Source organism: Bradyrhizobium sp. Cp5.3 (assembly GCF_000426265.1).
Lineage (GTDB): Bacteria > Pseudomonadota > Alphaproteobacteria > Rhizobiales > Xanthobacteraceae > Bradyrhizobium > Bradyrhizobium neotropicale.
This window is the reverse complement of record NZ_AUFA01000005.1, coordinates 1-22,184: the sequence shown is the minus strand read 5'-3', so window position 1 is coordinate 22,184 and position 22,184 is coordinate 1. Positions and strand designations below refer to the sequence as shown.

General features: G+C 64.4%; 27 protein-coding genes and 1 pseudogene. 15 read left to right on the top strand and 13 right to left on the bottom strand.

The annotated features are described in order from the left end of the window. Positions 1 to 239: 239 nt before the first annotated feature. Positions 240 to 2,225 carry a tetratricopeptide repeat protein gene (locus K289_RS0110080; RefSeq protein WP_084788589.1) on the top strand — a complete coding sequence of 662 codons (1,986 nt, stop codon included), beginning with the start codon at positions 240 to 242 and terminating at the stop codon, positions 2,223 to 2,225. 95 nt (positions 2,226 to 2,320) lie between these two features. Here the strand turns inward: K289_RS0110080 and K289_RS0110075 are convergent, their stop codons facing one another. From K289_RS0110075 to K289_RS0110060, 4 genes are all read right to left on the bottom strand, one after another. Beyond that, positions 2,321 to 2,884: a dihydrofolate reductase gene (locus K289_RS0110075; RefSeq protein ID WP_027551392.1), complete on the bottom strand. Its 564-nt coding sequence runs from the start codon at positions 2,882 to 2,884 to the stop codon at positions 2,321 to 2,323. A 10-nt stretch (positions 2,885 to 2,894) separates the two neighbouring features. Next, on the bottom strand, positions 2,895 to 3,884 hold the full coding sequence (locus K289_RS0110070; RefSeq protein ID WP_027551391.1) for a polysaccharide deacetylase family protein: 990 nt from the start codon (positions 3,882 to 3,884) through the stop codon (positions 2,895 to 2,897). A gap of 165 nt (positions 3,885 to 4,049) precedes the next feature. Next, the gene (locus K289_RS0110065; protein WP_027551390.1) at positions 4,050 to 4,619 is read right to left on the bottom strand and encodes a glutathione peroxidase; all 570 of its coding nucleotides are present in this window, start codon (positions 4,617 to 4,619) and stop codon (positions 4,050 to 4,052) included. 92 nt (positions 4,620 to 4,711) lie between these two features. Next, complete coding sequence (locus K289_RS0110060; RefSeq protein WP_027551389.1) at positions 4,712 to 6,412, bottom strand: L,D-transpeptidase; 1,701 nt, start codon at positions 6,410 to 6,412, stop codon at positions 4,712 to 4,714. Positions 6,413 to 6,620: 208 nt separating this feature from the next. Here K289_RS0110060 and K289_RS0110055 point away from each other — a divergent pair, with 208 nt between their 5' ends. Continuing rightward, a complete protein-coding gene (locus tag K289_RS0110055) occupies positions 6,621 to 7,169 on the top strand; it encodes a CreA family protein (RefSeq protein WP_027551388.1) in 549 nt (182 codons plus the stop codon). A gap of 8 nt (positions 7,170 to 7,177) precedes the next feature. Here K289_RS0110055 and K289_RS0110050 read toward each other — a convergent pair whose 3' ends face one another. Continuing rightward, positions 7,178 to 7,423, bottom strand: a complete 246-nt coding sequence (locus K289_RS0110050; protein WP_035684483.1) for a hypothetical protein — start codon at positions 7,421 to 7,423, stop codon at positions 7,178 to 7,180. Here K289_RS0110050 and K289_RS50330 point away from each other — a divergent pair. Both K289_RS50330 and K289_RS0110040 read left to right on the top strand, forming a co-directional pair. Next, positions 7,422 to 7,835, top strand: coding sequence for a hypothetical protein (locus K289_RS50330; RefSeq protein WP_156917900.1), 414 nt, complete (start codon positions 7,422 to 7,424; stop codon positions 7,833 to 7,835). The genes K289_RS0110050 and K289_RS50330 overlap by 2 nt on opposite strands. 35 nt (positions 7,836 to 7,870) lie before the next feature. Beyond that, complete coding sequence (locus K289_RS0110040; protein WP_027551386.1) at positions 7,871 to 8,233, top strand: hypothetical protein; 363 nt, start codon at positions 7,871 to 7,873, stop codon at positions 8,231 to 8,233. Positions 8,234 to 8,246: 13 nt separating this feature from the next. Here the strand turns inward: K289_RS0110040 and K289_RS0110035 are convergent, their stop codons facing one another. Beyond that, a complete protein-coding gene (locus K289_RS0110035) occupies positions 8,247 to 8,492 on the bottom strand; it encodes a DUF6719 family protein (RefSeq protein ID WP_027551385.1) in 246 nt (81 codons plus the stop codon). A 67-nt stretch (positions 8,493 to 8,559) separates the two neighbouring features. Beyond that, positions 8,560 to 10,032, bottom strand: coding sequence for a PLP-dependent aminotransferase family protein (locus K289_RS0110030; protein WP_027551384.1), 1,473 nt, complete (start codon positions 10,030 to 10,032; stop codon positions 8,560 to 8,562). 75 nt (positions 10,033 to 10,107) lie between these two features. On the opposite strand from K289_RS0110030, the gene K289_RS0110025 reads away from it, so the two are divergent. From K289_RS0110025 to kynU, 5 genes are all read left to right on the top strand, one after another. After that, positions 10,108 to 10,833 (top strand): pyridoxamine 5'-phosphate oxidase family protein, encoded by a 726-nt coding sequence (locus K289_RS0110025; RefSeq protein ID WP_027551383.1) that lies wholly within the window; start codon positions 10,108 to 10,110, stop codon positions 10,831 to 10,833. A gap of 52 nt (positions 10,834 to 10,885) precedes the next feature. Beyond that, a complete protein-coding gene (locus tag K289_RS0110020) occupies positions 10,886 to 12,163 on the top strand; it encodes an ArgE/DapE family deacylase (RefSeq protein WP_027551382.1) in 1,278 nt (425 codons plus the stop codon). A 243-nt stretch (positions 12,164 to 12,406) separates the two neighbouring features. Further along, positions 12,407 to 13,216 carry an alpha/beta hydrolase gene (locus K289_RS0110015; protein WP_027551381.1) on the top strand — a complete coding sequence of 270 codons (810 nt, stop codon included), beginning with the start codon at positions 12,407 to 12,409 and terminating at the stop codon, positions 13,214 to 13,216. 33 nt (positions 13,217 to 13,249) lie between these two features. Then, positions 13,250 to 14,089: a tryptophan 2,3-dioxygenase gene (gene kynA / locus K289_RS0110010; RefSeq protein WP_027551380.1), complete on the top strand. Its 840-nt coding sequence runs from the start codon at positions 13,250 to 13,252 to the stop codon at positions 14,087 to 14,089. Positions 14,090 to 14,097: 8 nt separating this feature from the next. Beyond that, positions 14,098 to 15,306 carry a kynureninase gene (kynU, locus tag K289_RS0110005; RefSeq protein WP_027551379.1) on the top strand — a complete coding sequence of 403 codons (1,209 nt, stop codon included), beginning with the start codon at positions 14,098 to 14,100 and terminating at the stop codon, positions 15,304 to 15,306. Here the strand turns inward: kynU and K289_RS50320 are convergent. Beyond that, positions 15,282 to 15,503: a hypothetical protein gene (locus K289_RS50320; RefSeq protein ID WP_156917898.1), complete on the bottom strand. Its 222-nt coding sequence runs from the start codon at positions 15,501 to 15,503 to the stop codon at positions 15,282 to 15,284. The two genes, kynU and K289_RS50320, sit on opposite strands and share 25 nt — an antisense overlap. A gap of 84 nt (positions 15,504 to 15,587) precedes the next feature. Beyond that, on the bottom strand, positions 15,588 to 16,376 hold the full coding sequence (locus K289_RS0110000; protein WP_027551378.1) for a cobalamin-binding protein: 789 nt from the start codon (positions 16,374 to 16,376) through the stop codon (positions 15,588 to 15,590). Positions 16,377 to 16,495: 119 nt separating this feature from the next. On the opposite strand from K289_RS0110000, the gene K289_RS0109995 reads away from it, so the two are divergent. Together K289_RS0109995 and K289_RS0109990 are read left to right on the top strand one after the other, a co-directional pair. Next, a complete protein-coding gene (locus K289_RS0109995) occupies positions 16,496 to 16,897 on the top strand; it encodes a PaaI family thioesterase (RefSeq protein WP_027551377.1) in 402 nt (133 codons plus the stop codon). Between the two features lie 149 nt (positions 16,898 to 17,046). Next, positions 17,047 to 17,652, top strand: coding sequence for a GNAT family N-acetyltransferase (locus K289_RS0109990; RefSeq protein WP_027551376.1), 606 nt, complete (start codon positions 17,047 to 17,049; stop codon positions 17,650 to 17,652). A 74-nt stretch (positions 17,653 to 17,726) separates the two neighbouring features. On the opposite strand, the gene K289_RS0109985 is transcribed toward K289_RS0109990, so the two are convergent. Together K289_RS0109985 and K289_RS0109980 are read right to left on the bottom strand one after the other, a co-directional pair. After that, entirely contained in the window at positions 17,727 to 18,032 is a 306-nt protein-coding gene (locus tag K289_RS0109985) for a hypothetical protein (protein ID WP_027551375.1), read from the bottom strand. A 104-nt stretch (positions 18,033 to 18,136) separates the two neighbouring features. Further along, entirely contained in the window at positions 18,137 to 18,823 is a 687-nt protein-coding gene (locus tag K289_RS0109980; protein ID WP_027551374.1) for a DUF2161 domain-containing phosphodiesterase, read from the bottom strand. Between the two features lie 126 nt (positions 18,824 to 18,949). On the opposite strand from K289_RS0109980, the gene K289_RS0109975 reads away from it, so the two are divergent. Further along, entirely contained in the window at positions 18,950 to 19,297 is a 348-nt protein-coding gene (locus K289_RS0109975) for a GrlR family regulatory protein (protein ID WP_027551373.1), read from the top strand. Here K289_RS0109975 and K289_RS0109970 read toward each other — a convergent pair. After that, positions 19,294 to 19,974: an SDR family oxidoreductase gene (locus K289_RS0109970; protein ID WP_027551372.1), complete on the bottom strand. Its 681-nt coding sequence runs from the start codon at positions 19,972 to 19,974 to the stop codon at positions 19,294 to 19,296. The genes K289_RS0109975 and K289_RS0109970 overlap by 4 nt on opposite strands. A gap of 128 nt (positions 19,975 to 20,102) precedes the next feature. Between K289_RS0109970 and K289_RS0109965 the strand changes: the two genes are divergently transcribed. Beyond that, positions 20,103 to 20,810 (top strand): SGNH/GDSL hydrolase family protein, encoded by a 708-nt coding sequence (locus K289_RS0109965; protein ID WP_245283888.1) that lies wholly within the window; start codon positions 20,103 to 20,105, stop codon positions 20,808 to 20,810. Between the two features lie 17 nt (positions 20,811 to 20,827). Here the strand turns inward: K289_RS0109965 and K289_RS0109960 are convergent, their stop codons facing one another. Continuing rightward, the gene (locus tag K289_RS0109960) at positions 20,828 to 21,571 is read right to left on the bottom strand and encodes a tyrosine-protein phosphatase (RefSeq protein WP_027551370.1); all 744 of its coding nucleotides are present in this window, start codon (positions 21,569 to 21,571) and stop codon (positions 20,828 to 20,830) included. A gap of 86 nt (positions 21,572 to 21,657) precedes the next feature. Between K289_RS0109960 and K289_RS44175 the strand changes: the two genes are divergently transcribed. Next, on the top strand, positions 21,658 to 21,882 hold the full coding sequence (locus tag K289_RS44175) for a hypothetical protein (RefSeq protein ID WP_371260798.1): 225 nt from the start codon (positions 21,658 to 21,660) through the stop codon (positions 21,880 to 21,882). Positions 21,883 to 21,958: 76 nt separating this feature from the next. After that, positions 21,959 to 22,184: pseudogene (locus K289_RS44170) on the top strand (IS256 family transposase); the annotation flags it as partial.

Here is a 22,184-nt window from a genome sequence, read left to right as displayed (position 1 = left end):
GGCGACTGTTGCCGCGTCGACGTTCGCGGTGTGTCCAGCTTCGCGCAAGGTCGTTGCTGCAGAGTGATCGAGACGAGGCATGAGGTAAGTTCGAGAGTCGCTCGGCGTTCAAGCGGCTTGTCTGGCTGTCTAGTCCGCCGGGGGGGCAGGCCGCTTCAGAGAGTCTGCATGAGCGGCACACGCAAGAAGGGCATCTGTATCGCACCTTACGCATTCGCATCGATGATGGGTCCATCGTAATGCACGCTGAAGATTCGTCAGGTTCTGTCTCATTCGAGGCCGGTCTCGCGCACCATCGCGCAGGCCGCTTACCGCAAGCGGAGGCGATCTATCGGCGGATACTGGCATCCGAGCCGGATCATGCGGAAAGCATTTTCCTTCTGGGGATTGCTTCGCTCCAGGTTGGTCACCACGACAGGGCGCTCGATCTCTTCATCCGTGCCGTCAAGCTCCAACCTCGCAACAGCTTCTATCACAGCAGCATGGCTGCCGCTCTGCACGGCCTCGGACGAAGGGGCGAGGCCGTCGCGAGCTATCGGGAAGCGCTGCTGCACAAGCCCGACAATCTGGATGTGCACATTCAGCTTGGTATCCTGCTGGGTGAGTGTGGGGACGTCGCGGGTGAGGAGGCCCACTACCGGCTCGCGCTGCGATACGCTCCCGACCACGTCGATGCCCGTTTCAAACTCGCCAATCTGCTGGCGGGGCGGAAACGTCTCGATGATGCAATCAGCGAGTTTCGGCAGGTGCTGCAGCATAGGCCGAATTTTGCGGCGGCCCATTTGCACCTTGGGGCAGTGCTATTCGATCTGACCGCTTTCGAGGAATGCGAGCGTTGCTATCGTGAGGCCCTGCGTCTCGATCCGACATATGCGGAGGCCTATTGTAATCTTGGTGGTCTTCTCATCAAATTGGGCCGCCTCGACGAGGCGGAGGTCAATCTTCGCGAAGCCTGCAGACTCAATTCATGTTTCCCCGAGGCTTTGAACAATCTCAGTGACTTGCTGCGACTCCGGGGGCGGCCGGAAGAGGCGGAAGCATGCTGCAGGGAAGCTTTGCGTCTGAAGCCGGACGATGTGCAGGCGCAACTGACCTTGGGCAACGCCCTTCGCGAGTCCGGTCGTTTCCAAGAAGCGGAATCTTGCTATCGGGCGGCTCTCGATCACAATCCGGCTTGGCCCAAGGCGCTCAATAATCTCGGCACCTTGCTGGTCGATCTTGGGCGGCCTGATGATGCCATTCGGAGTTTGCGAATGGCAGTGTCGCAAAGGCCGGACTATCCCGACGCGCATTTCAACCTTGGGGTCGCGCTGTTGCTGGCAGGCCAGTTCGACGAAGGATGGCGGGAATATGAGTGGCGGTGGAAGCAGGATAGGAAAAAGTCGCAGCTTCGCGGCTTCCGCCAGCCTCTCTGGAGCGGAGGGGATATTGGTGATCGGGTCCTGCTGGTTCATGCGGAGCAGGGCCTGGGCGACACGCTTCAGTTTTGCCGTTTCGTGCCGGCAATTGCGGCGGGGCGGCGAATCGTTCTCGAGGTTCAGCGGCCGCTGGTGCCGCTCCTGGCGGGGCTGCCGGGAATCGAGGGCATCGTCGCCCTTGGCGATCCGCTGCCGTCATTCGATCTGTATTGCCCACTGTTGAGTCTGCCGCGGGTCCTTGGCACCACCCTCGAAACCATCCCGCAACAGGCATCCTATCTCCGGGCCGATCCGCAACGCGTGGCGGCCTGGCGCCAGCGGGTCCGGCAACTCAATGGCCTGCGGGTCGGCCTCGTCTGGGCAGGCAATCAGGCGATGAGCGGCGACCGGCGGCGATCCATTCCGCTTGACCGATTTTCAGAGCTGGCGGACCTGCCGGGGGTGAGTTTCGTCTCATTGCAGAAAGGACCGGCGGCCGGCCAATCGCCGCCGCCCGGTCTGTCATTGCACGATTGGACCGATGACCTCCACGACTTCGGTGAAACGGCCGCGCTGATCGAGGCGCTCGATCTGGTCATCAGTGTCGATACCGCGGTGGTGCATCTTGCAGGAGCGCTTGGCCGCCCTGTCTGGCTGCTCAATCGCTTCGACCGGTGCTGGCGCTGGTTGCTGAACCGCGACGACAGCCCCTGGTATCCGACGCTGCGGCAGTTCCGGCAACCTCAGCCCGGCGATTGGTTAAGCGTCCTCAAGGACGTGCGCGCTGAACTCGAGAAGTACGAGCTCTCGAACATCGCACGCTCTTAGGCCGTCAAGGGCGTCGTTCGCTTTGCGTGACAAACGTACGCGTTGTACGCGGGTATCAAGACACCGGTACTGTGCATGGGGTTGTTCTTCGAGATTTAGTTGGAGTCTCGCGCCGGCCGCCACGGCGTAACCGTCACGTCATGCGCCGCGTCGAGCATGTATGGCGTGCCCGGCTTCATCCCATGCGCGGCAAGCACCTGATGCGGCGTCCGTTCCGGCACGCCCACGAAGCAGCCTTCGCCGCCGGGCAACCGCACGCGTGGCGCTTCCGACAGCCAGAACGTGTCGTAGCGGTCCATGAACATGTCGAATACGACGGGACCGCCGATGATCGCGACCGTGCCGGAGGTGACGTCGGCGAAGGCGCTCGCCTCCTCGAAGCTCGCATGGTCCGGATTCCACAACGTTGCGTTCGGCAGCTCCGGATCGACGGTAAGGGCCCTGATCCTGCGGGTCAGGACCAGCCGCTTGCGCTTGGGCGAGTTCGGCTGCTGCTCATGCGAGTGCCGGCCGTGCACGATCAGCGCGGCGCGATCGAGCGCCTGCTCGAAGAACAGCTTGTCGCCGTCGAACTTCAGGCTGTCGGGCATGACATGACCCGCGTCGGCGAGCATGCCGTCCGCGGAGACGATGACGTAGCCTTCGAAGCGGAGAGACAAAGTGTGACGGCTATTCGGAAACGGTCGTCACCACGCTGTTGACCGGGCGCTGGCTCACCGTGGGCAGCTTGACGTCCTTGAGCAGCTCCTGGTCGTATTCGGGCAGCGTTGAGACCGGCGCCTTCGCGCGCATCGCCACCACCTTGAAGCCGCCGGCCTTGAGGCGGTTCAAGAGCTCGGGCAGGGCCTCGGCGGTGTGCTTCTGGAAGTCGTGCATCAGGATGATGCCCTTGCCCAGCTTGTCGAGCTTCTTCATCACGGTCTCGATCACCTTCTCGGGCTTGGAGGCCTTGAAGTCGAAGGAGTCTAGGTCACAGGAGAAGATCGCGACGTTGCGGTTGCCGAGATAGGTGACCATCTCGGGCGGATGCTGGAGCGCCGGGAAGCGGAAGAAAGGCGAGGGCGCGATGCCGCCGAGCGCCCATTTCACCGCGCTGAATCCCTTCTCGATCTCGTCCTTCTTCTGCTGCTCGGTGAGCTTCTTGTTGTTGAGATTGGCATGCGACCAGGTGTGCGCGCCGATGGTGTGGCCGGCGGCATAGACCTGCTTCAGGATCTCCGGCTCATAGGTCGAGTGCTTGCCGATCGGGAAGAAGATGCCGGTGGTGCACTGATCGGCGAGCGCCTTCAGCACCGCCGGCGTGTTGTGCGGCCAGGGACCGTCGTCGAAGGTCAGGACGACCTCGTGGTCGCGCAGGAAGTCGAGCTCCTTGAAGTGCTCGAAGCCGAAGCCGGGACCGCCGGTGGTGTCAATCTCGACGGTGCGGGCAACGCCCAGTGCGTCCGGATTGTTGCAAGCGGCGCGCGCCGGCTGCGCCGCCTGTTTCGGCGCAGGCGGATTGGCCAGCGCGGGCTGCGCGGCTGCTGCCGCCGGTGCCGCCGCAGCTGGCGCGGCTTGCGTCGCGGCCGCGGGCTTCGCTGCCGGGGTTTGTGACCATGCTGCGCCTGCCATCGCAACAGACATCGCGCTTGCCAAAATCAGTCCTGCCGCCACACGCATGGTGTTGTCCTCGAGATTGATCCCGTTGTTCCGCCGCGGCTTTTCGCCCCCGGCAAAACCCATCCTGCCCCATATGATCCTAGCCTAGATGGTGCGCCATCGCCATTGCAACGGCTGTTTGGCGCTTCGCCATAATTGTGCCCAACCGTCTTGGGTCGCCGCGCATCAGCTATCTGCCAGCGCCTTGGCGACAGCTGTTTTCACCCGTGTGTCGGTCGGTTCGACCGCGGACGCAAACACTTCGGCGATATAGCCGTCGCGGCCGATCAGGTATTTGTGGAAGTTCCAGCGCGGAACCTCCTTCGGCCGTGCCTCCGCGGCCCACTTGTAGAAGGGATGCGCTGCCGGTCCGATCACGACGGCCTTGGCCGTGATGGGGAAGGTAACGCCGTATTGGTGGTGTGCGGTCTCCGAAATCTCGCTCATGCCGCCGGGCTCCTGGCCACCGAAATCGTTGGAGGGCACGCCGATGATGGTCAGCCCGCGCTGGCGAAACTCGCTCCAGAGCTCCTGCAGCCCAGCATATTGCGGAGTGTAGCCGCAGAGCGAGGCAGTGTTGACGATCAGCAGCGGCCGGCCGGTGAACGCGGCGAGGCGGATGTCGTCACCCGAAAGCGCCGGGAAGGAGAAGGCGTAGGCCGATATTCGGCTCATGCCGCCATCGGCCAGCGCGCGCGTTGCGGAGGCGGCCGACGCCGCGAGCGCCGTGGTCAGCATGGTCCTGCGGTTCAGCATGGCAGCGTCCCCCGAGATGATCCGGGGATACATGTTACGCCGCCGGCGCCAATGGCCTGCTCAACACCGCGTTATCTTAAGCGGCGAAGCGCTCAATACAGGCGCACGATGAAGTCGGTCCCTTCGCCGGTCTCGCCCTGGTTGATGCCTTGGTCGGAGACGATGATCGAGCCACCGCTGGTCATCATCTCGTTGATCTTCGCCATGGTGTCGGCAGGGATCGAGATTCGATCGAGCGCTTCGGCCGGACTGTCCGGCATGATCACCGGTTTTGCGGCAACGGGGACCACGGCGGCGTTACGCTGGCGGCGCGTGATGTGGTTGTCATCCTCGCGTGCGGCGGCGCGAACGGAGACGGGCAGCGACACGACCGACCAATGCAGCGCATTGGTGTCGGTCTTGTCCACCTCGGCGGTGAAGACATGCGTGCCGAGCGGCCGATCGCTCGCCGCGATGGTCGCGGGCGCCTCGAACAGCGGCGAAAAATTCTGCCGCACATAGATCTTCCCATCCTTGCGGCTGATGAACACCGCAATCTGACCGGCGCGCTTTGGCGGCTCCTGCTTTGCGGCGGGCGCGGGATCGGCGACGCGGGTCTGGTCCTTCGTCGCATCCGGCGAAGCGGCTTGCGCGGGCGCTGTTACCGTCGTGTCGGGTTTATTCGCGGCCTCGGCGGCCTCGTTCTTGGCAGCTTCGGTCTTGGCCGGTTCAGACTTCGCTGCCTCAGACCTGACAGTCTCAGGCTTGGCGGCCTCAATCTTCTCGGCGGGCCTGGCTTCGGCCTTCGGTGCGTCCTTGGAAGCATCGGCACTGGCGGCAGGCTTTGCCTCCACGTTCGTCACCTCGGCCGGCTTGGCAGCCTGCTCGGCTTGCGGCTTCGCCGGTTCGGACGCCTCGGCAGTCTTCGTCTCAGTTGCTTCGGCCTTGTCGGCCGGTGAGGCGGCTCCGGTCGCGTCCGACATCACGGCGTGGCCGACCGTCGAGCGCAGCTCGGGGACGGCATCCGCGCTGGCCGTCTTGGTCTCGGTGGGCTTCGCCTCTCCAACGGTCACCTCCGCGGCCTTGGTCTCCGCGGCACCCTTATCCGCCTTGTCGCCGCCATTGGTCTGCGGCTCGAGGCTGGCCGCGGGTTGCGGCGGCACGCGCACGGAGGCGAGGAGCGGATGCGAAAAGCTTTGCGGCGTCATCTGGCCGGGCGTGACGATCACGCGCGCGCCCATCTTGGTCCAGTTCCACATCTTCACTGCAAACGCCATCGGCATGCGGATGCAGCCGTGCGAGGCCGGATAGCCTGGCAGCACGCCGGCATGCATGGCGACGCCGGACCAGGTGATCCGCTGCATGTACGGCATCGGCGCGTTGCTATAGATGTTGGAGTGGTGGAATTTGTGCTTCTGGATGACGCTGAACACGCCCATCGGCGTGGAATGGCCTTTCATGCCGGTCGACACAGGGGATTCCGCGAACACCCCCTTGGAGTCGTAGATCGTCACCTTCTGCCGGTCGATCGAGACAACGATGACGAGAGGTCCTTGCGGCTTGGCTCCGCTTTCCTTCTCGACGACGACGTCTTTCTTCTTGCCGGTCGCGCTGCGCTTCTGCGGCTTCGGCCGCAGCATTTCCGGATGGCGCTCCTGCCGGGTGAAATAGGAGCCGTCGGAATAATCCGTCCAATAATAAAACGCTGCTTCCGCTTGGGTTGTCGTACCGATCGCACCCGCCGCCGTCAAAACGGCGACGTGCCAGAACCGCGCCGATGCGGCGATAGAACTGGACCCCTTCACGCTATTCATCCTCGAATCCACAATTCCAAATCACTCTTTAGTCTCCCAGAGGGAATATGCGTTCACCAGCACGGCGGTTGTGCGGCAGGCTAGTTTTGTCCAAGCCGTAGCAAAAAAGCCTCACAGACCGGTAAACGGTGGCCGTCCCTGGCCTGCGGCCGCCTTCCTGATCGGCTGTCCCATGCCTACATTGCGGGGACTGCTACCGGAGTACTTCATGTCATCCCGCTTCCCCGGTCTCTTCGGCATCCGCTTGAAAGACCTCGTTTTATTCTTCCCGTTGCTGATCCTGCCCGCGACCTCCGCCTTAGCTGCCGACGAGCCGGATCTGATCTTCCGCCGCTCCACCGTGTTCAAATGGGTCAGCCCGAATGACAAGCTTGCGACCTACGGGCTGGACGACCCCGAGGTGGAAGGCGTGGCCTGTCATTTTACCGTGCCGGAGAAGGGTGGCTTCAAGGGTTGGCTGGGGCTGGCCGAAGAGGTCTCTGACGTCTCGCTGGCCTGCCGCCAGGTTGGCCCCATCAAGTTCAAGAACAAGCTCGAGCAGGGCGATGACATGTTCCGCCGGCGCCGCTCGCTGTTCTTCAAGAAGATGCAGATCGTGCGCGGCTGCGACGTCAAGCGCAACGTGCTCGTCTACATGGTCTATTCCGACAAGCTGATCGAGGGCTCACCGAAGAACTCGACCTCGACGGTGCCGATCATGCCGTGGGGGACGTCTGATACGAACATCGAGAAGTGCGGCGACTTCTTCACCCAGTGACGGCGTCTTTAGTCCTGACGCGGCGCGCGCGGCTTGACGAGATGCGAGCCGGTCAGCCGCACGAATGTCGGCGGCGCGGCCTCATAGCCGGGGCTGGATTGCTGCGCCATTGCGCCGGAAGAATTGGCGCCTGAAGGACTGGCGCCCGAAGGATTGGCGCCTGACGAGGCGGTGCGGCCGTGGTCGGGTCGTTGATTGGCGCAATCCGTCCACCGGTCCGAGTCGCGCGACGCTGCGCGATCTGTCGCCAGCATGATGGCCATCCCTCAGGTGAACGCCCGGGCGCATGGCCGCTTGCCGGACAAGGTGAAACTGCTGCGCGACCCATTTGAAATGATTGGTGTTTTCCGAGAATTGTTTCGTCGCCTCGCGTCCGACGAAACAATTCGCACGAACACGAAACCATTTTGCGCTTTTGGCGCATCACGGACGAAACGACGCATGGTTATCAGGTTCCGCAACGAAACGGCGCACCGCCGGCCGAACAGATCCTGGAGACAGTCAATGCGCGCGCTCAGCTTCATCGTTGCTTTCGGCCTCGTGCTCGTTGGCTCCTCGGTGGCGGGTTCGGCCGATGGCAGCCTGCCGGGCGTTGGCGCCTTCGAGTACAGCGGCTCGCCGGTTGCCCCGGCGCCGCAGCCGATCGTGGTCGCTGCGCGCTTCTGATCGCAAGGCAAAGAAAACCAGCCGGCACCGCCATCATGCACTTCCGTCTTTGCGCCGCAGCATTCATTTCCCTCGCAGCAATCAGTTCTGCCCAGGCGCAGGTGCGCTCTCCCAATAGATTGCCGGATCCCCGCGGCGAGTTCGTGCGGCTATGCGCGCCGCATATGCTCGGCCGCCGGGAGCATCCGGAGGAGGTTTGCGGCTGCCTGCATGATCATGCCGCGGCCGTCGTCGAGGACCGTGACCTGCGCGAAGCATTGCTGCGCGGCATCAGCGAGACCGGCGTGCCGACGATCGAGACCGACTGGGTCCCGGCATCCAAGCAGAGCGAGATCGGTCCGACCTTCACCAAGATCGCCAAACCGACCTTGCAGTGCATGTTCGAACCGGCGAAGTAGGGCTTTTAGTCCGTCACTTCGATTTCGGACCGAAACGCGGCACGCAGGCACTCGTCCGCGAGACCCCCTGGTCGGTCATCTTCGCGCCGCGCACTTCCTTGACTTGTCCGGCGGGGCAGGTTCCGTCATCCACGAGCACGCGCTGACCGAGCTTGAGGTCGACGATGTCCTGTTCGCGCCCGACGGTGCCCGCGCGGGCCGTCGTGGCGAGCACGATCGAGATCAGGAGCGAAAGGCAGGTCGCGCGGCGCAGCAGCATGATGAGAGGTCCCGGCATCGATGGCGCAATCTAGGGAGCTGCGCGCGATTCTGATAGTGAACCTTCGTCACGCCCGGCGGGCCGGCTTGCTTTTGGCGCGCAAGGCCGCGCGCGACGCGCGTGCCAGCAGCTCTGCGGATGCGACGAGTTGCGGAATCGCATGCCCCGAAAATCCCAGCACGAAGCCGGGCAGAGGACGCGCGCGCATATAGGTGTCGGCCAACAGCCAGCCCTCCGCACCGGCGGCTTGTTTCGCCCGGGCCGCGACCGCAAGATCGATCGATGCATCGAACCGCGCGACCAGATGCAGGCCCTGCGACGGCACCGGCACCGAGAGTATCCCGTCGGAGGCGGCTTCGAGCGTCGTCGCCAGCGCATCGCGCGCCTCGCGATAGAGTTTTCGGACGCGCTTCAGATTTGCAGCGAAGCCGCCGGAATGGAGCATGTCGGCGACCGCGCCTTCCATCAGCGTGCCGGGAAAGCGGTCGAGTGCGGCGCGCGCGGCCGTGACGTCAGTGATGAGGCGCTCGGGCAGCGCGCAATAGCCGATGCGCAGGCCAGGAAACAGGGTTTTTGCAAAGGTGCCCATGTAGATCACGCGCTGGAGACGATCGATGCCGGCGAGCGACATCAGCGGCGCGCCGTCGTAGCGGAACTCGCTGTCGTAATCGTCCTCGAACACGAAGGCACCGGCCGTCTTCGCCCAGTCCAAAAGCTCGAGCCGCCGCGGCATCGACATCTGCACGCCCAGCGGAAATTGATGCGACGGTGTCACATAGGCCGCGCGCGCGGAAGGAGCCGCGGTGCGGCCCTTGGCAATGCGCATGCCGTGCTCGTCGACGGGAACAGACACCGTGCGATAGCCACAATGAGCAATTGTCCCGCGGGCGGCGGGATAGCCGGGATCCTCGCACCAGACCTGATCGTTCGGTTTGAGGATCGCGCCGAGAACGATGCGTAACGCGTGTAACGTTCCCGACGTGAGCATGATCTGGTCGGGATCGCAGCGCAGGCCGCGCGCCGACAACAGGTGATCGGCGATTGCGGCGCGCAGCTCGCGGCTGCCGCGCGGATCGCCATAATGGAGGTGCTCGGCACCGAAGGCGCGCATGCGCCGCCCCACGAAGGCGCGCAAACGCTGCACCGCGCGCTCGTCGATATGGGTGCAACCGAGCGAGAACGCGCCCTGACGCGGCGCCTCGACCGCGGCTTTCGGCTTGGTTGGCCCGGCCGCGCGTGCCGGAATGCGCGCGGCGACGAAGGTGCCGGAGCCGACGGTCGCTTCGGCGAAGCCGTCGGCGATCAGGCGCTCATAGGCGGTGACGACGGCGTTGCGTCGAAATCCCGTCTGCTTTGCGAGCGTGCGCGATGGCGGCAACGGCTCGCCGGGCTTCACCAGCCCGCTCACGATCGTCTCGCACAGCGCCTGGTAGAGCCGCTGCGCCGCGGAGGCGCCGGCCGTGATGTGCGGGCCGGTGAGGTCGAGCGGCAGCTCGGACTTGGCCGGCGAGGGTGCCAGATTGGTCGGAATTTTTTGCACGGAATTGGCACTATCGCAGACCAAATCCACCGCTACAACTCTCCTGGCATTCTTCCAGTCCCGACAGGAGCGGCCGTGAGCCAAAGCGATACTCAAAATTCCTATCCGACGTCAGCGCGCAATCAGGTCAAGCGCCGTCACGACCGCGGCTTCTACGATCGTGCCACCGTCCACCGCATCCTGGATTCCTCGATGCTCTGTCACGTCTCCTATGCGATCGACGGCCAGCCCTATTGCACGCCGACCTTCTTCTGGCGCGAGGGGACGAAGCTCTATTGGCACGGCTCAAGCGCCAGCCGCATGCTGCGCAACCAGTCGAAGGGCGAGCGCGTGTGCGTGACGGTGGCCCATCTCGACAGCCTCGTGCTGGCACGCTGCGGCTTCAACCACTCCGCCGACTACCGTGCCGTGATGGCCTTCGGCATCGCCTATCTCGTCACCGATCCCGAGGAGAAGCAGCGCGCGCTGGTCGCCATGGTCGACCGCTTCTTCCCGGATCGCACGGCAAGCTTGCGCCAGAGCAACACGCAGGAGATCAAGGCGACCTCCTTCATCGCGATGGAGATCGAGGAGGCGTCGGCGAAAATCCGCGCCAAGGGCGTCGCCGACGACGAGGAAGACTACGCGTTGCCGATCTATGCCGAGCGTATTCCGGTGCGCACGGTGCTCGGCGCGCCGGAGCCGTGCGCGCGTCTGCTCGACGGCGTGACGCGGCCTGCGACGCTGAATGGCTATTCCGAAGGCCGGTTGCTCGAAGATGCATTGCGGGATGCCTATTTTAAGCAGTACCCGACCGGCTGAAATCGGCTAGCTTGCGCGCTCCTTGGACCTCTTGAATGCCTGGAGTTGCCTGATGAATGCCGAAACGCAGCAGAGGATTGTCGACGCCGTCGACGCCGGCTTCGACGCCCAGCTTGCGACCACACGCGATTTCGTCGCGATCCCCTCGACCCGCGGTGCCGAGGGTCCGTGCCAGGACATGATCGGCGACCTCCTGCGGGCGCGCAGCTACGAGGTCGACGACTGGCACATCGATGTCGACGATTTGAAGGACCTGCGCGGCTTTGGGGCGATCGAGCATGATTTCTCCAGGGCGCGCACGGTGGTCGGCACATATCGTCCCAGAACCGAGGCCGGCAAATCGCTGATCCTGCAGGGGCACTGCGACGTGGTGCCTGCCGGTCCGCTGGAGCTGTGGGATACCCCGCCATTCTCGCCGGTGATCAAGGACGGCAAGATGTTCGGCCGCGGCGCCTGCGACATGAAGTCCGGCACCATCGGCGCGCTCTATGCGCTGGACGCGATCAAGGCCGCTGGTCTCCGGCCGACGGCGCGGATCCACTTCCAGTCAGTGATCGAAGAGGAGAGCACCGGCGTCGGTGCGCTCTCGACGCTTCAGCGCGGCTATCGCGCCGATGCCTGCTTCATTCCGGAGCCGACCGGCGGCAAGATGGTGCGCTCGCAGGTCGGCGTGATCTGGTTCCGCCTGCGCGTGAAAGGCCATCCGACCCATGTCGCCTTTGCCGGCTCCGGCGCCAACGCGATCATGGCGGCCTATCATCTGATCCAGGCGCTGCAAAAGCTCGAGATCGAGTGGAACGAGCGCGCCAAGGCCGACCGCCATTTCAAGACGCTAAATCATCCCATCAACTTCAACCCCGGCATCATCAAGGGCGGTGACTGGGCGTCCAGCGTGCCGGCCTGGTGCGACGTCGATTGCCGCATCGCGGTGCTGCCGGGTTGGTCGATCGCCGATCACCAGAAGGAGATTCTGGCCTGCGTCGCCGCCGCGGCGCGCAACCATCGCTTTCTCGCCAACAATCCGCCTGAGGTCGAATGGTCGGGCTTTTTGTCGGAAGGCTATGAGTTGACCGACGCCGCCGCTCCGGAAGCCGCCTTCGCCAAGGCCTTCGACAAGGCCTATGGCGGCGCGGTCGAGGATCTCGTTTTCACCGCGCTCACCGATACCCGATTCTACGGCCTCAACCACGGCATCCCAAGCCTCTGCTTCGGCGCGAGCGGCGGCGAGATGCACGGCTTCAACGAATATGTCGACCTGGAGTCGCTGAAGAAGGCGACCAAGGCGATGGCGCTGTTCATCGCGGAATGGTGCGGGGTGGAGAACGGGTAGGTGTTTCGCGCGCTGAGTTCGTAGGGTGGGCAAAGCGAAGCGTGCCCACCACTCCGAGCGGAAATGGTGGGCACGGCGCAAGAGCGCCTTTGCCCACCCTACGATTTCTGGATTCTGGGCGTCGCCGCTGCCCGAAACACGGGCGCCACCAAATGCTTTAAGCTTAAAGTAAAGACTAGGATGCCGGCGGCGCCGGTGGCAGACTGGCGCGCAGTCGCAGGCCGAGTCCGTCAGGGAGTGACAATGCGCGATTGGGATGATGCCTATGCCAACTCGGCCCATGTGCCGGGCTCGGACAAGCTGCCGGCGCTGTGGGCGGAGCGGGCGGCGGCTTATCGTGCGGGACTCCGCGGCTTTCGCCCCGACATCGCCTACGGTCCCGGCCAGCGCCAGCACCTCGATCTCATCCTGCCCGATGGCGATAGCAAGGGCCTCGTCGTCTTCGTGCACGGCGGCTACTGGATGCGCTTTGCCAAGTCGGACTGGACCGATCTCGCCGAAGGCGGACGGCATCACGGCTGGACGGTCGCGCTGCCGAGCTACACGCTGACGCCGGCCGCGCGCATTTCCGACATTACGGCAGAGATCGCCGCCGCCATCGCCAAGGCGGCCTCGCTCGTCTCCGGCCCGATCCGGCTTGCCGGCCATTCCGCCGGCGGTCATCTCGTCACGCGCATGCTGTGCGACGACAGCCGCCTCGAGCCTGCCGTCTACAACCGCATCGCCGCGACGCTCTCGATCAGCGGCCTGCACGATCTGCGCCCGCTGCTGAAGACGAAGATGAACCAGACGCTTCGGATGACGACGGAGGAGGCGACGCTCGAGAGCGCGGCGCTGCATGTGCCGCGTGGGCATGCGCCGGTTGCGGCCTGGGTCGGCGGCGCCGAACGGCCCGAGTTCATCCGCCAGTCCGAGCTGATGGCGAATGTCTGGACCGGTTTTGATGTGCCGACGCACCTTACGATCGAGCCCGGGCTTAACCACTTCACGGTGGTCGACGGACTGAAGGATCCGTCGTCGCCGATCACCGCGCGCCTGGTCGGCCTCGACTGAAGTTACGAGAGGGATGATCGAGAGGGGCTTGTCATGACGTCCAGCGATTACGATCCCACCAGCGAAGGCGCAGAGACCGATTTCACCCGGCGGATGTCGTACGGCGATTATCTGGCGCTGGATGCGATCCTCACCGCGCAGCATCCGCTGTCGGAGGCGCATGACGAGATGCTGTTCATCATCCAGCATCAGACCACCGAATTGTGGATGCGGCTCGCCATCCACGAGCTCAGCGCCGCGCGCCGCGCGATCGCGCAGGACGAGGTGGCACCGGCAATGAAGATGCTGGCGCGGGTGTCGCGCATCTTCGAGCAGCTCAACAGCGCCTGGGATGTGCTGCGCACCATGACGCCGAGCGAATACACGCGCTTCCGCTCCAAGCTCGGCCAGTCCTCGGGCTTCCAGTCGCGTCAGTACCGGCTGATCGAATATCTGCTCGGCAACCGCAACCACGCCATGCTGAAGCCGCACGCGCATGATCCAGAGACGACGAAACTCCTGGAGGCCGAGCTTGCGACGCCGAGCCTCTATGACGAGGTGCTGCGGCTCGCCGACCGCCACGGCCTCAAGATACCGGCCGCGGTATTGTCGCGCGACGTACGCGAGACCCACAGCCTCCACGAGGGCGTACTTCAGGCCTGGCGCGAGGTCTACGAGGCGCCGGAGACGCACTGGATGCTCTACGAGCTCGCCGAAAAGCTCGTCGACTTCGAGGATTATTTTCGGCGCTGGCGCTTCAACCACGTGACGACGGTCGAACGCGTCATCGGCTTCAAGCGCGGCACCGGCGGCACTGGTGGCGTGAGCTACCTCAAGCGCATGCTGGAGGTCGAGCTGTTCCCCGAGCTCTGGCGCGTCCGCACCATTCTCTAGAGGTGTCCATGACCGAAATCCGCTTGCGCGTCTATGACGACACCAGAGCGCTGTTCCATCTGCCTCAGGGCGTGATCTATCTCGACGGCAATTCGCTCGGCGCACTGCCGCTTGGCGTGGCCGAGCGCGTCAACCGCGTCATCACGGCCGAGTGGGGCAACGAGCTGATCCGCGCCTGGAACACGGCGGGCTGGTACGTCCAGCCGCGCCGGGTCGGCGACCGCATCGCGCGGCTGATCGGCGCGGAGGCCGGCTCTGTGATGATGGGCGATACGCTGTCGCTGAAGGTCTATCAGGCGCTCGCCGCCGCGCTCGACATGAACCGGGAGCGCCTGGTCGTGTTGTCGGACACCGGCAATTTCCCGACCGATCTCTACATGGCCGAAGGCCTGATTGCGACGCTGGGGCGCGGGCATCAATTGCGCCTGGTCGCGCCAGAGGAGATCGAGGCCGCGTTGTCGGAGGAGATCGCGGTGCTCTACATCACCGAGGTCGACTACCGCACCGGCCGCCGCCACGACATGGCGAAGCTGACCACAAAAGCGCATGCGCTCGGCATCGTCACCGTCTGGGACCTCGCGCATTCGGCCGGCGCGTTGCCGGTCGATCTCGCCGGCAGCGGCGCCGATTTCGCCGCGGGGTGCACCTACAAATATCTCAACGCCGGCCCCGGCGCGCCGGCCTTCCTCTACGTCGCGCCGCGTCATGCCGACAGGGCGCGGGCCGCGCTGTCCGGCTGGATGGGCCATGCAAAACCCTTTGCCTTCGATCTCGGCTATGCGCCTGCCGGCGGCGTCGAACGCATGCGCGTCGGCACTCCGCCGGTGCTGGCGATGGCAGCGCTGGAGGCCTCGCTCGACATCTGGGACCGCGTCGATATTGCCGACGTTCGTGCGCGCTCGCTGGCGCTCGGCGATTTGTTGATCGCCGAGGTCGAGCGCCGCTGTCCGCAGCTCAAGCTCGTCACGCCGCGCGTGCACGAACGCCGCGGCTCACAAGTCTCCTTTGCCTTCGACGGCGGCTATGCCGCCATGCAGGCCCTGATCGCCCGCGGCGTCATCGGCGATTTCCGCGCGCCGGATATCATGAGGTTTGGGATTACGCCGCTCTATATCGGCGAGGCCGAGGTGCTGAAGGCGGCTGAGATCATCGAGGAGATCGTCAAAGGCGAGGTGTGGAAGCGGCCGGAGTATCAGGTCGTGAACGCGGTGACGTGAGACGAGGGCGCTTCAACGTCATTGCGCAGCGAAGCAATCCAGAATCGTTCCCCGGCGAAACTCTGAATCGCTTCGCTGCGCTTGCAAGGACGAGGAGGAAGGAGCCGTGTGCTCAACTCGATCACCGTCACCCTGAGGTGCAGGAGCGCAGCGGAGGCCTCGAAGGGCGACGGCCCGGCTGCATCCGGGCCGTTCATCCTTCGAGGCTCCCTGCACGGTGCTGCGCACCGTGCAGCTCGCGCCTCAGGATGACGGGCCATAGAGGGTGACGACGCAGCAATTCACCCGCGCTCGCCCCACAGCGCCCTCACAATCGCATCTAGCCCATCCGTCAGCGCGGCCGGCCCGGGTTGCAGGATGATCGTCGACTTGATCTCCACAATGCGATCGTCGCGCACGGCCGGAATCTCGGCCCAGCCATCGCGCTGGCGAATGCGGGCGGGCACGACCTTCTTGCCGCACCAGGAGGCGAGGATGATTTCGGGGGCGGCCACACGGACAGCTTCCGCCGAGACGATGCGGTCCTTCGCGGACTGCCGATGCCGCAACTCCGGGAACACATCCTCGCCACCGGCGATCTCGATCAACTCGGAGACCCAGCCGATGCCGGAGATCAGCGGATCATCCCACTCCTCGAAATAGACCTTTGGCCGCGGCGAGGGGCGGGGCGTTGCGGCGATCGCGGCGAGGCGATGTTCGAAATCCTCGGCTAGATGTCCCGCGCGCTCCGCCGCGCCGACCAGCGCCCCGAGCGTGCGGATCATCGCCAGGATGCCGGCGACGTCGCGCTGGTTGAAGACGTGGACGGCAATGCCGGCGCGCACGAGATCGGCGACGATGCCGGCCTGGAGATCGGAGAAGGCCAGCACGAGGTCCGGTTCGAGCGCCAGGATTTTTGGAATGTCCGCCGAAACGAACGCCGACACCCGTGGTTTCTCACGACGCACTTGGGGCGGGCGCACCGCGTAACCGGAGACGCCGACGATGCGATCCTGCTCGCCGAGCAGGTAGAGCGTTTCGACCGTTTCCTCGGTCAGGCAGACGATGCGGCGGGGCGGGAAGTGGCGCATGGCAGGAGCATATGCCCAAATGCCGGCAAAGATGTCAGCAGGGCCATGACCTCGGACGTCATTGCTTTGCTGATCGAAGCCATTCACCTTGAGACAACAAGGAATTGGGAGGAGATCCGATGACGCCGCTTGAGAAACTTAAAGCGATGAAGATGCCGTTCGCCGAGCTCAAGGGCGTCGAATTCGTCGAGGCCGAGAAGGATCGCGTGGTCGCACGGATGACGGTCAGGCCCGATCTCTGCACGCTCCACCACACCATTCACGGCGGCGCCGTGATGGCGCTGGCCGATTCCGTCGGCGCGGCCGCGACTGTCATCAACCTGCCGGAGGACGCCAAGGGCACCACCACGCTGGAGAGCAAGACCAACTTCATCGGCGGCGCCAAGGAGGGAACCACGGTGATCGCCACCGCTACGCCCGTCCACCGGGGCCGGCGGACCCAGGTCTGGACCACGCGGCTGGAGACCGAGGACGGTAAATTGGTAGCTGTCGTGACCCAGACGCAGTTAGTCCTCGTATGATTACGGAGCCTTGATTTCATTAACGAATTGTCACTTACATGCCGCTAACTTGGGCAGGTTCCCGTCTTGAAAGAGATGCTGCGACGCACAATATTGGGGACCTAGGGATTCGAACGCCTCCTCGAGGGACACCAAAGAGGAGTTTTGACGTGGCACTAAAAGAGACCGTCCGCACCGCTCCGGGCTATGTACGGACCCTGATCCAGCAGGAAGAGCTGCCGCTCCTGCGCGATCACCTGCTGAGGCTCGACGCCGAAAGCCGGCACGACCGTTTCAACGGCTTTCTCGACGACAGCTTTATCGAGCGGTATGCCGCCCGCTGTGCCGAGGACGGCACCGTGATCGTCGCCTATATCGTCGACGGCGTGGTCCGTGGTGCGGCTGAGCTGCATCCGCCGGAAGGCGATTCGTTGCCCGAGGTCGCTTTCAGCGTGGAAGCCTCCGCGCGCCGCCAGGGCGTCGGCACGGTGCTGTTCCGCCGCCTGATCGCGGAGGCGCGCTGGAAGGGTTACAGACGCCTGCGCATCACCACGGGCGCCGAGAATCACGCGATGCGGGGCCTTGCGAACAAGTTCGGCGCCCATCTGCAATTCCGCCATGGCGAATCGACCGGCACGATCGATCTCACCAAGCCGCCCGAAGCTGAACTGGCGGATCTTGCGGCAGCGCCGTTCACGGCCGGCCGCGCCATTCTCAGCTTCAACTCGACCTGCTGGAAGCTGATTTCCAGCATGTACGGCAATCGCGCAGCCTAAAGGCTGCTGCGCAGAATCAAAAAGCGGACCGGCAAAACCGGTCCGCTTTCATATTTGGGTCGACGAAAAAGCGCTCAGGTGCCGGTGCGTTTGTCGTTGCCGAAGCGGCGCACGACGCGGCGTTCGACCACGATCGAGCGCTGTGCGCCCTGTTCGCCGGCGATCACGCGGGTCGCCGAAACGCGGGTGTTGGTGCGTGCCTGCTTCTTGACTTCGGCCTGCACGACGTCGAGCGGCATCCCCATCAGCGCGGCAGCGATCTCGGCCTGCTGGTCATGATCCTCGGTGATGCCGACGGCGGCGAAAATCGCCTCGTCCAGGGTCGGCGGATCGTGGCGGACGCGCCGCGTGCCATATTTGGTATTCCAGTCTGCGCTCATAGGGGCCTCGTTTCGATCCCGGGATACCTAGTGCTACCTATGTTGCATTGCAATATGAATTTGCTGTGGCAAGTCAGCTATTCACGGCTTGCATCGATCCGATGTCAGGGCGGTGACGCGACACCGGCATCGAGCTCAACCCGTTGCTGCGGCCAGCGTTTCAGGGCCGCATGGCCGGCTTCCGTCAGGCCGTAGATCCCGCGCTCGGCGCGCTCGAACCAGCCATAGACATTGTGCAGCAGGATCTTGCCGGCATCCGGACAGCGTTCGCGTAGCTCGCGCACCTTCCGCGGCCCGTCGGCGAGCGCGGAGGCGCAGGCGAGCGCCTGCTGCCGGTAGGCCGTCATGATCGGCGTGCGCGTGCTGCCGCCGAGCACGGGATCGCCCTGGCGGCGCTGATGCTCGGCGACGAGGCGGGAGCGCGTCTTTGGCTCGCGGCGCGGGGCCGCCGTCGGTGGCTTCACCAGCACCTCGACCTGACCGCGGTCGGTCACGCCAAGCATGCCGAAGCCGAGCCGTCGGCAGAGATTGCGATAGCGCGCATCGCTCTCGCGTCCCTTGCCGCGCGCCGACATCTTCGCCGCGATCCAGATCTCGTCGGCCGCCGGCGCGCGGTCGACGGCCTGGAGGATCAGCTCGAGATTGAAGGCGAGCTTGAGCTCGCCGATCACCACGACCGGCGGATCGCCGGCGCTGAGGCCCACGAGATCGCAGCCGCCGATTTCGCCCTTGACCGTGAAGCCGAGCCCTTCGAGGAAGCGTTTGACGGGCAGATAAAGCGCGGTTTCCACTTGGTGTCCGATCGGAGAATCAGTTGCGGGCAGTCTAGCCCGGATCGGACTTGGCCCTCTGCGCCATTTGATCGGGAACCGATGGTGCGGCTATCCTGCACGGGGGACAGCCGGGCGCTTGCGAAGATGACAATCAGGAATGGGCTCTATCACATCCGGATCGAGATGCTGGATGGCGTGCAGGGCGGCAATCAGGGCGTCATGGTGTTGCGCGACGGCACCATGCGCGGCGGCGATTCATTCTTCTTCGCCTACGGCACCTACAGCTCGGGTGACGGCAAGTGGAAGGGCGAGCTGACCAACGAGGAGCACTCGCCATCGTTCGATGAGCGTCCGGTGTGGGGCCGCAAGGTCGTGACCATCGGCTTCAGCGGCACCTACACCGACGCGACCGCTTATGGCGAAGGCATTGCGCTTGCCGGCAAGCAGAGCATCCGCTTCAAGGGCAATCTGCGGCTGTTGGTGCCGGACTAGACCCGTCCGCTTACGGGGATCAGAGCACCGGTGATACCGCTCGCGGCGTCGCTGGCGAGGAACAGGATCACTTCGGCGAGCTCCTGCGGCGTCACCCATTTTGAGAAATCCGCCTTCGGCATGTCGGCGCGATTGGCCTTGGTGTCGATGATCGAGGGGAGCACCGCATTCACGGTGACCTTGCCTTTCCATTCGTTGGCCAGCGCCTCGGTGAGGCGATGCACGCCGGCTTTGGAGGCCGCGTAGGGGCCCATGCCGCCGCCGGCCTGGAGCGCGCCCATCGCGCCGATGTTGACGATGCGACCGGCCTTCGATGCGGCCAGATGCGGCAGCGCCGCGCGCGAGGTATTGAGCGCGGTCAGCACGTTGAGCTCATACATGCGCTGCCATGTCTTGACGTCCCCGTCGCCGACCGTCTCGAAGGCGAAGCCGCCGGCGATGTTGATCAGCGCGTCGAGCTTGCCGAAGTGCTTTGCCGCCGTATCGACGGCCGTCTTCGCGTGTGGCGCGTCGGACAGATCGACGCCGCCGATTTCGATGCGGTCGGCGGTCGCCGGCGTCTGCGAGGGGGCGTAGTCGATGCCGGCAATGCGCGCGCCGCGCGCCTGCGTAGCCTCGGCCACCACCTTTCCGAGCGCGCCGAGCGCGCCGGTCACGACAATGACTTTTCCCTGCACGATACTCTCCGTCGTTTCATTCGCGCAGACTATTGCGCAAGGCGAATTGGACTTGCAATGGCGGCCGCTTCAAGGCTGAATCATCGCAACCTTGGATCGCAAAGAGGGGGCTTGGCATGTCTGACAATTTGCCGATCATCGAATTTCCCTCGGCGATCGTCGACCTGAAATACCCGCTCAGGCAATTCCGGCGGGCGTTGGACGGAAAAGGACCGGTGCGGATCGTGGCCATGGGATCGTCCTCAACGGCAGGACGGGGCGATGTCGTTCCCTATCCTTATCGGCTAGAGATGTATCTACGGCAGCACTACAAGGATGCCGACCCTCATCCCGAGATCCGGATTGACGTGCTCAACCGGGGCAAGGGCGGAGAGGAGGCAAGCGACGAACTTCGGCGCTTCGAGACCGATATTTTCCAGGACAGTCCCGTGCTGGTGATCTGGCAGGTCGGGACGAACGCGGTGTTTCACAATGACCTCTACGATGTCGACGTGGTTGCCGCAAAGATCGGGGAAGGCCTGGCGCAGTTGCGCGACCGCGGATTCGAGGTCTTTCTGATCGATCCTCAATATGTGACGAAGATGCTCTGGGATGACCGTGCCGAGCTGTCGGACAAGATGGTGCAGTTGATCCACGCTGCTGCCGATCGCGCCGGGGTCAACCTGTTTCAACGCTGGGCGTTGATGCGGCATTGGCACGTGCAGAACGGCGTATCGTTCGAGCAGTTGGTGGATCCGACTGACCCGGACAAGCTGCACCAGAGCGACTGGAGCACCTGGCAGGTGTCGCTGGCCCTCAAGTCAGCGATCGTCAAAGCCGCTGGGGCGACGAGCTGATTGGCGGCTGTTTCCGATCACGACTGCAGATAGCGTGCCTTCAGCGCGCTCCGCTCCGGTGTCCCGAGCTTGAGCCCGTCACGCAAATAGGTTTCGAGATCGCCATATTCGGCGCGGACGGCCTCGAAGCCCGCATCGAGATAGGAGGCCTCGACGCTTCCGATGGCGTCGAGCACATCGGCGGGAAGATCGGCGGCGCTGGAGCCGTCGCGGCGGTAGAGCTGGTTGGTCAGCAGATAATCCCCGGCGATCACATCGTCCGCCACGCCGAGCGCATGCAGGATCAGCGCGCTGGCAAAGCCGGTGCGGTCCTTGCCGGCGGTGCAGTGGATGACGAGCGGCGCGCGGTCTTCCAGGAGGTGCCCGAACAGCGCGCGGAAACTGTGTGTGTTATGGCGGACATAGTTGCGATAGGACTCGCGCATGATCTCGAGCGCAACCGGCGCGGTCAGCGTGCCCCGCGCGAGCTCGGCGCGCAGCGAGGCCACCACGGTGGGCTCGATCGGCAGCGAGTGCACGGTGATCTCGTCGACGACGCAGACGCCGGCCGCGCGCTCCTCCACCCCGCGAAAATCGAACGCGCTTCTGACGCCCAGCGCGCGGACGATCTCGACGTCGGCGGTCGTGAGCAGGCCGAGATGGTTGGAGCGGAAGAGATGCCGCCAGCGCGTGGTGCGGCCGTCGGCGGTCGGATAGCCGCCGAGATCGCGAAAATTGCTGGCGCCTTGCAGGTTGAGGTGACGGATATGGGAGTCTGACATGGGATCAGCTTGGGCTATGTTGCCGGCGGACGCGCGTAGCGGGCACCTTCGGGATTTTTTCTTGAAGTCTATTACAGGGGGCGATCATGGAGAGGCACAAGGCCATTATTTTGGCTTTCGCAGCACTGGCGGGAGGAACCTTCCAGGCGCTGCCGGCAGGCGCGCAGACATTCCAGACCTATCGTTGTGCCGATGGTACCCAGTTCATCGTGGGGTTTTATGACTACGACAAGCGCGCCTTTCTCCAGATCGACGGCGAGCCCATCACGCTCGCCAAGCGGCTGACGGGGGGATGTCCCGGGTTCTGTTGAATTTCTGAAGAGGTCGGCGTTGCCCACCTTGAGCCGGTAGGCTCGGGGTGCTGATTCCACAAAGGAGAGCAACGCCATGACGAGAGATATCACACCGGCTGGTTCGCCGGCGACTGGGGCTGTGGACGAAGCGTTTGCAGAAGTGCGGGCGAGCTTTGATCGGTTCTGCCTTGCGGCGGGGATCGAGGCGCTCGGCACGATGATGGAGGCGGATGTCACGGCGGCCTGCGGGCCGCGCCACGGTCGCGATGCGGCGCGGCGGGCGCACCGTTGGGGCCGAACGCGGGGACGGATCGGCTTCC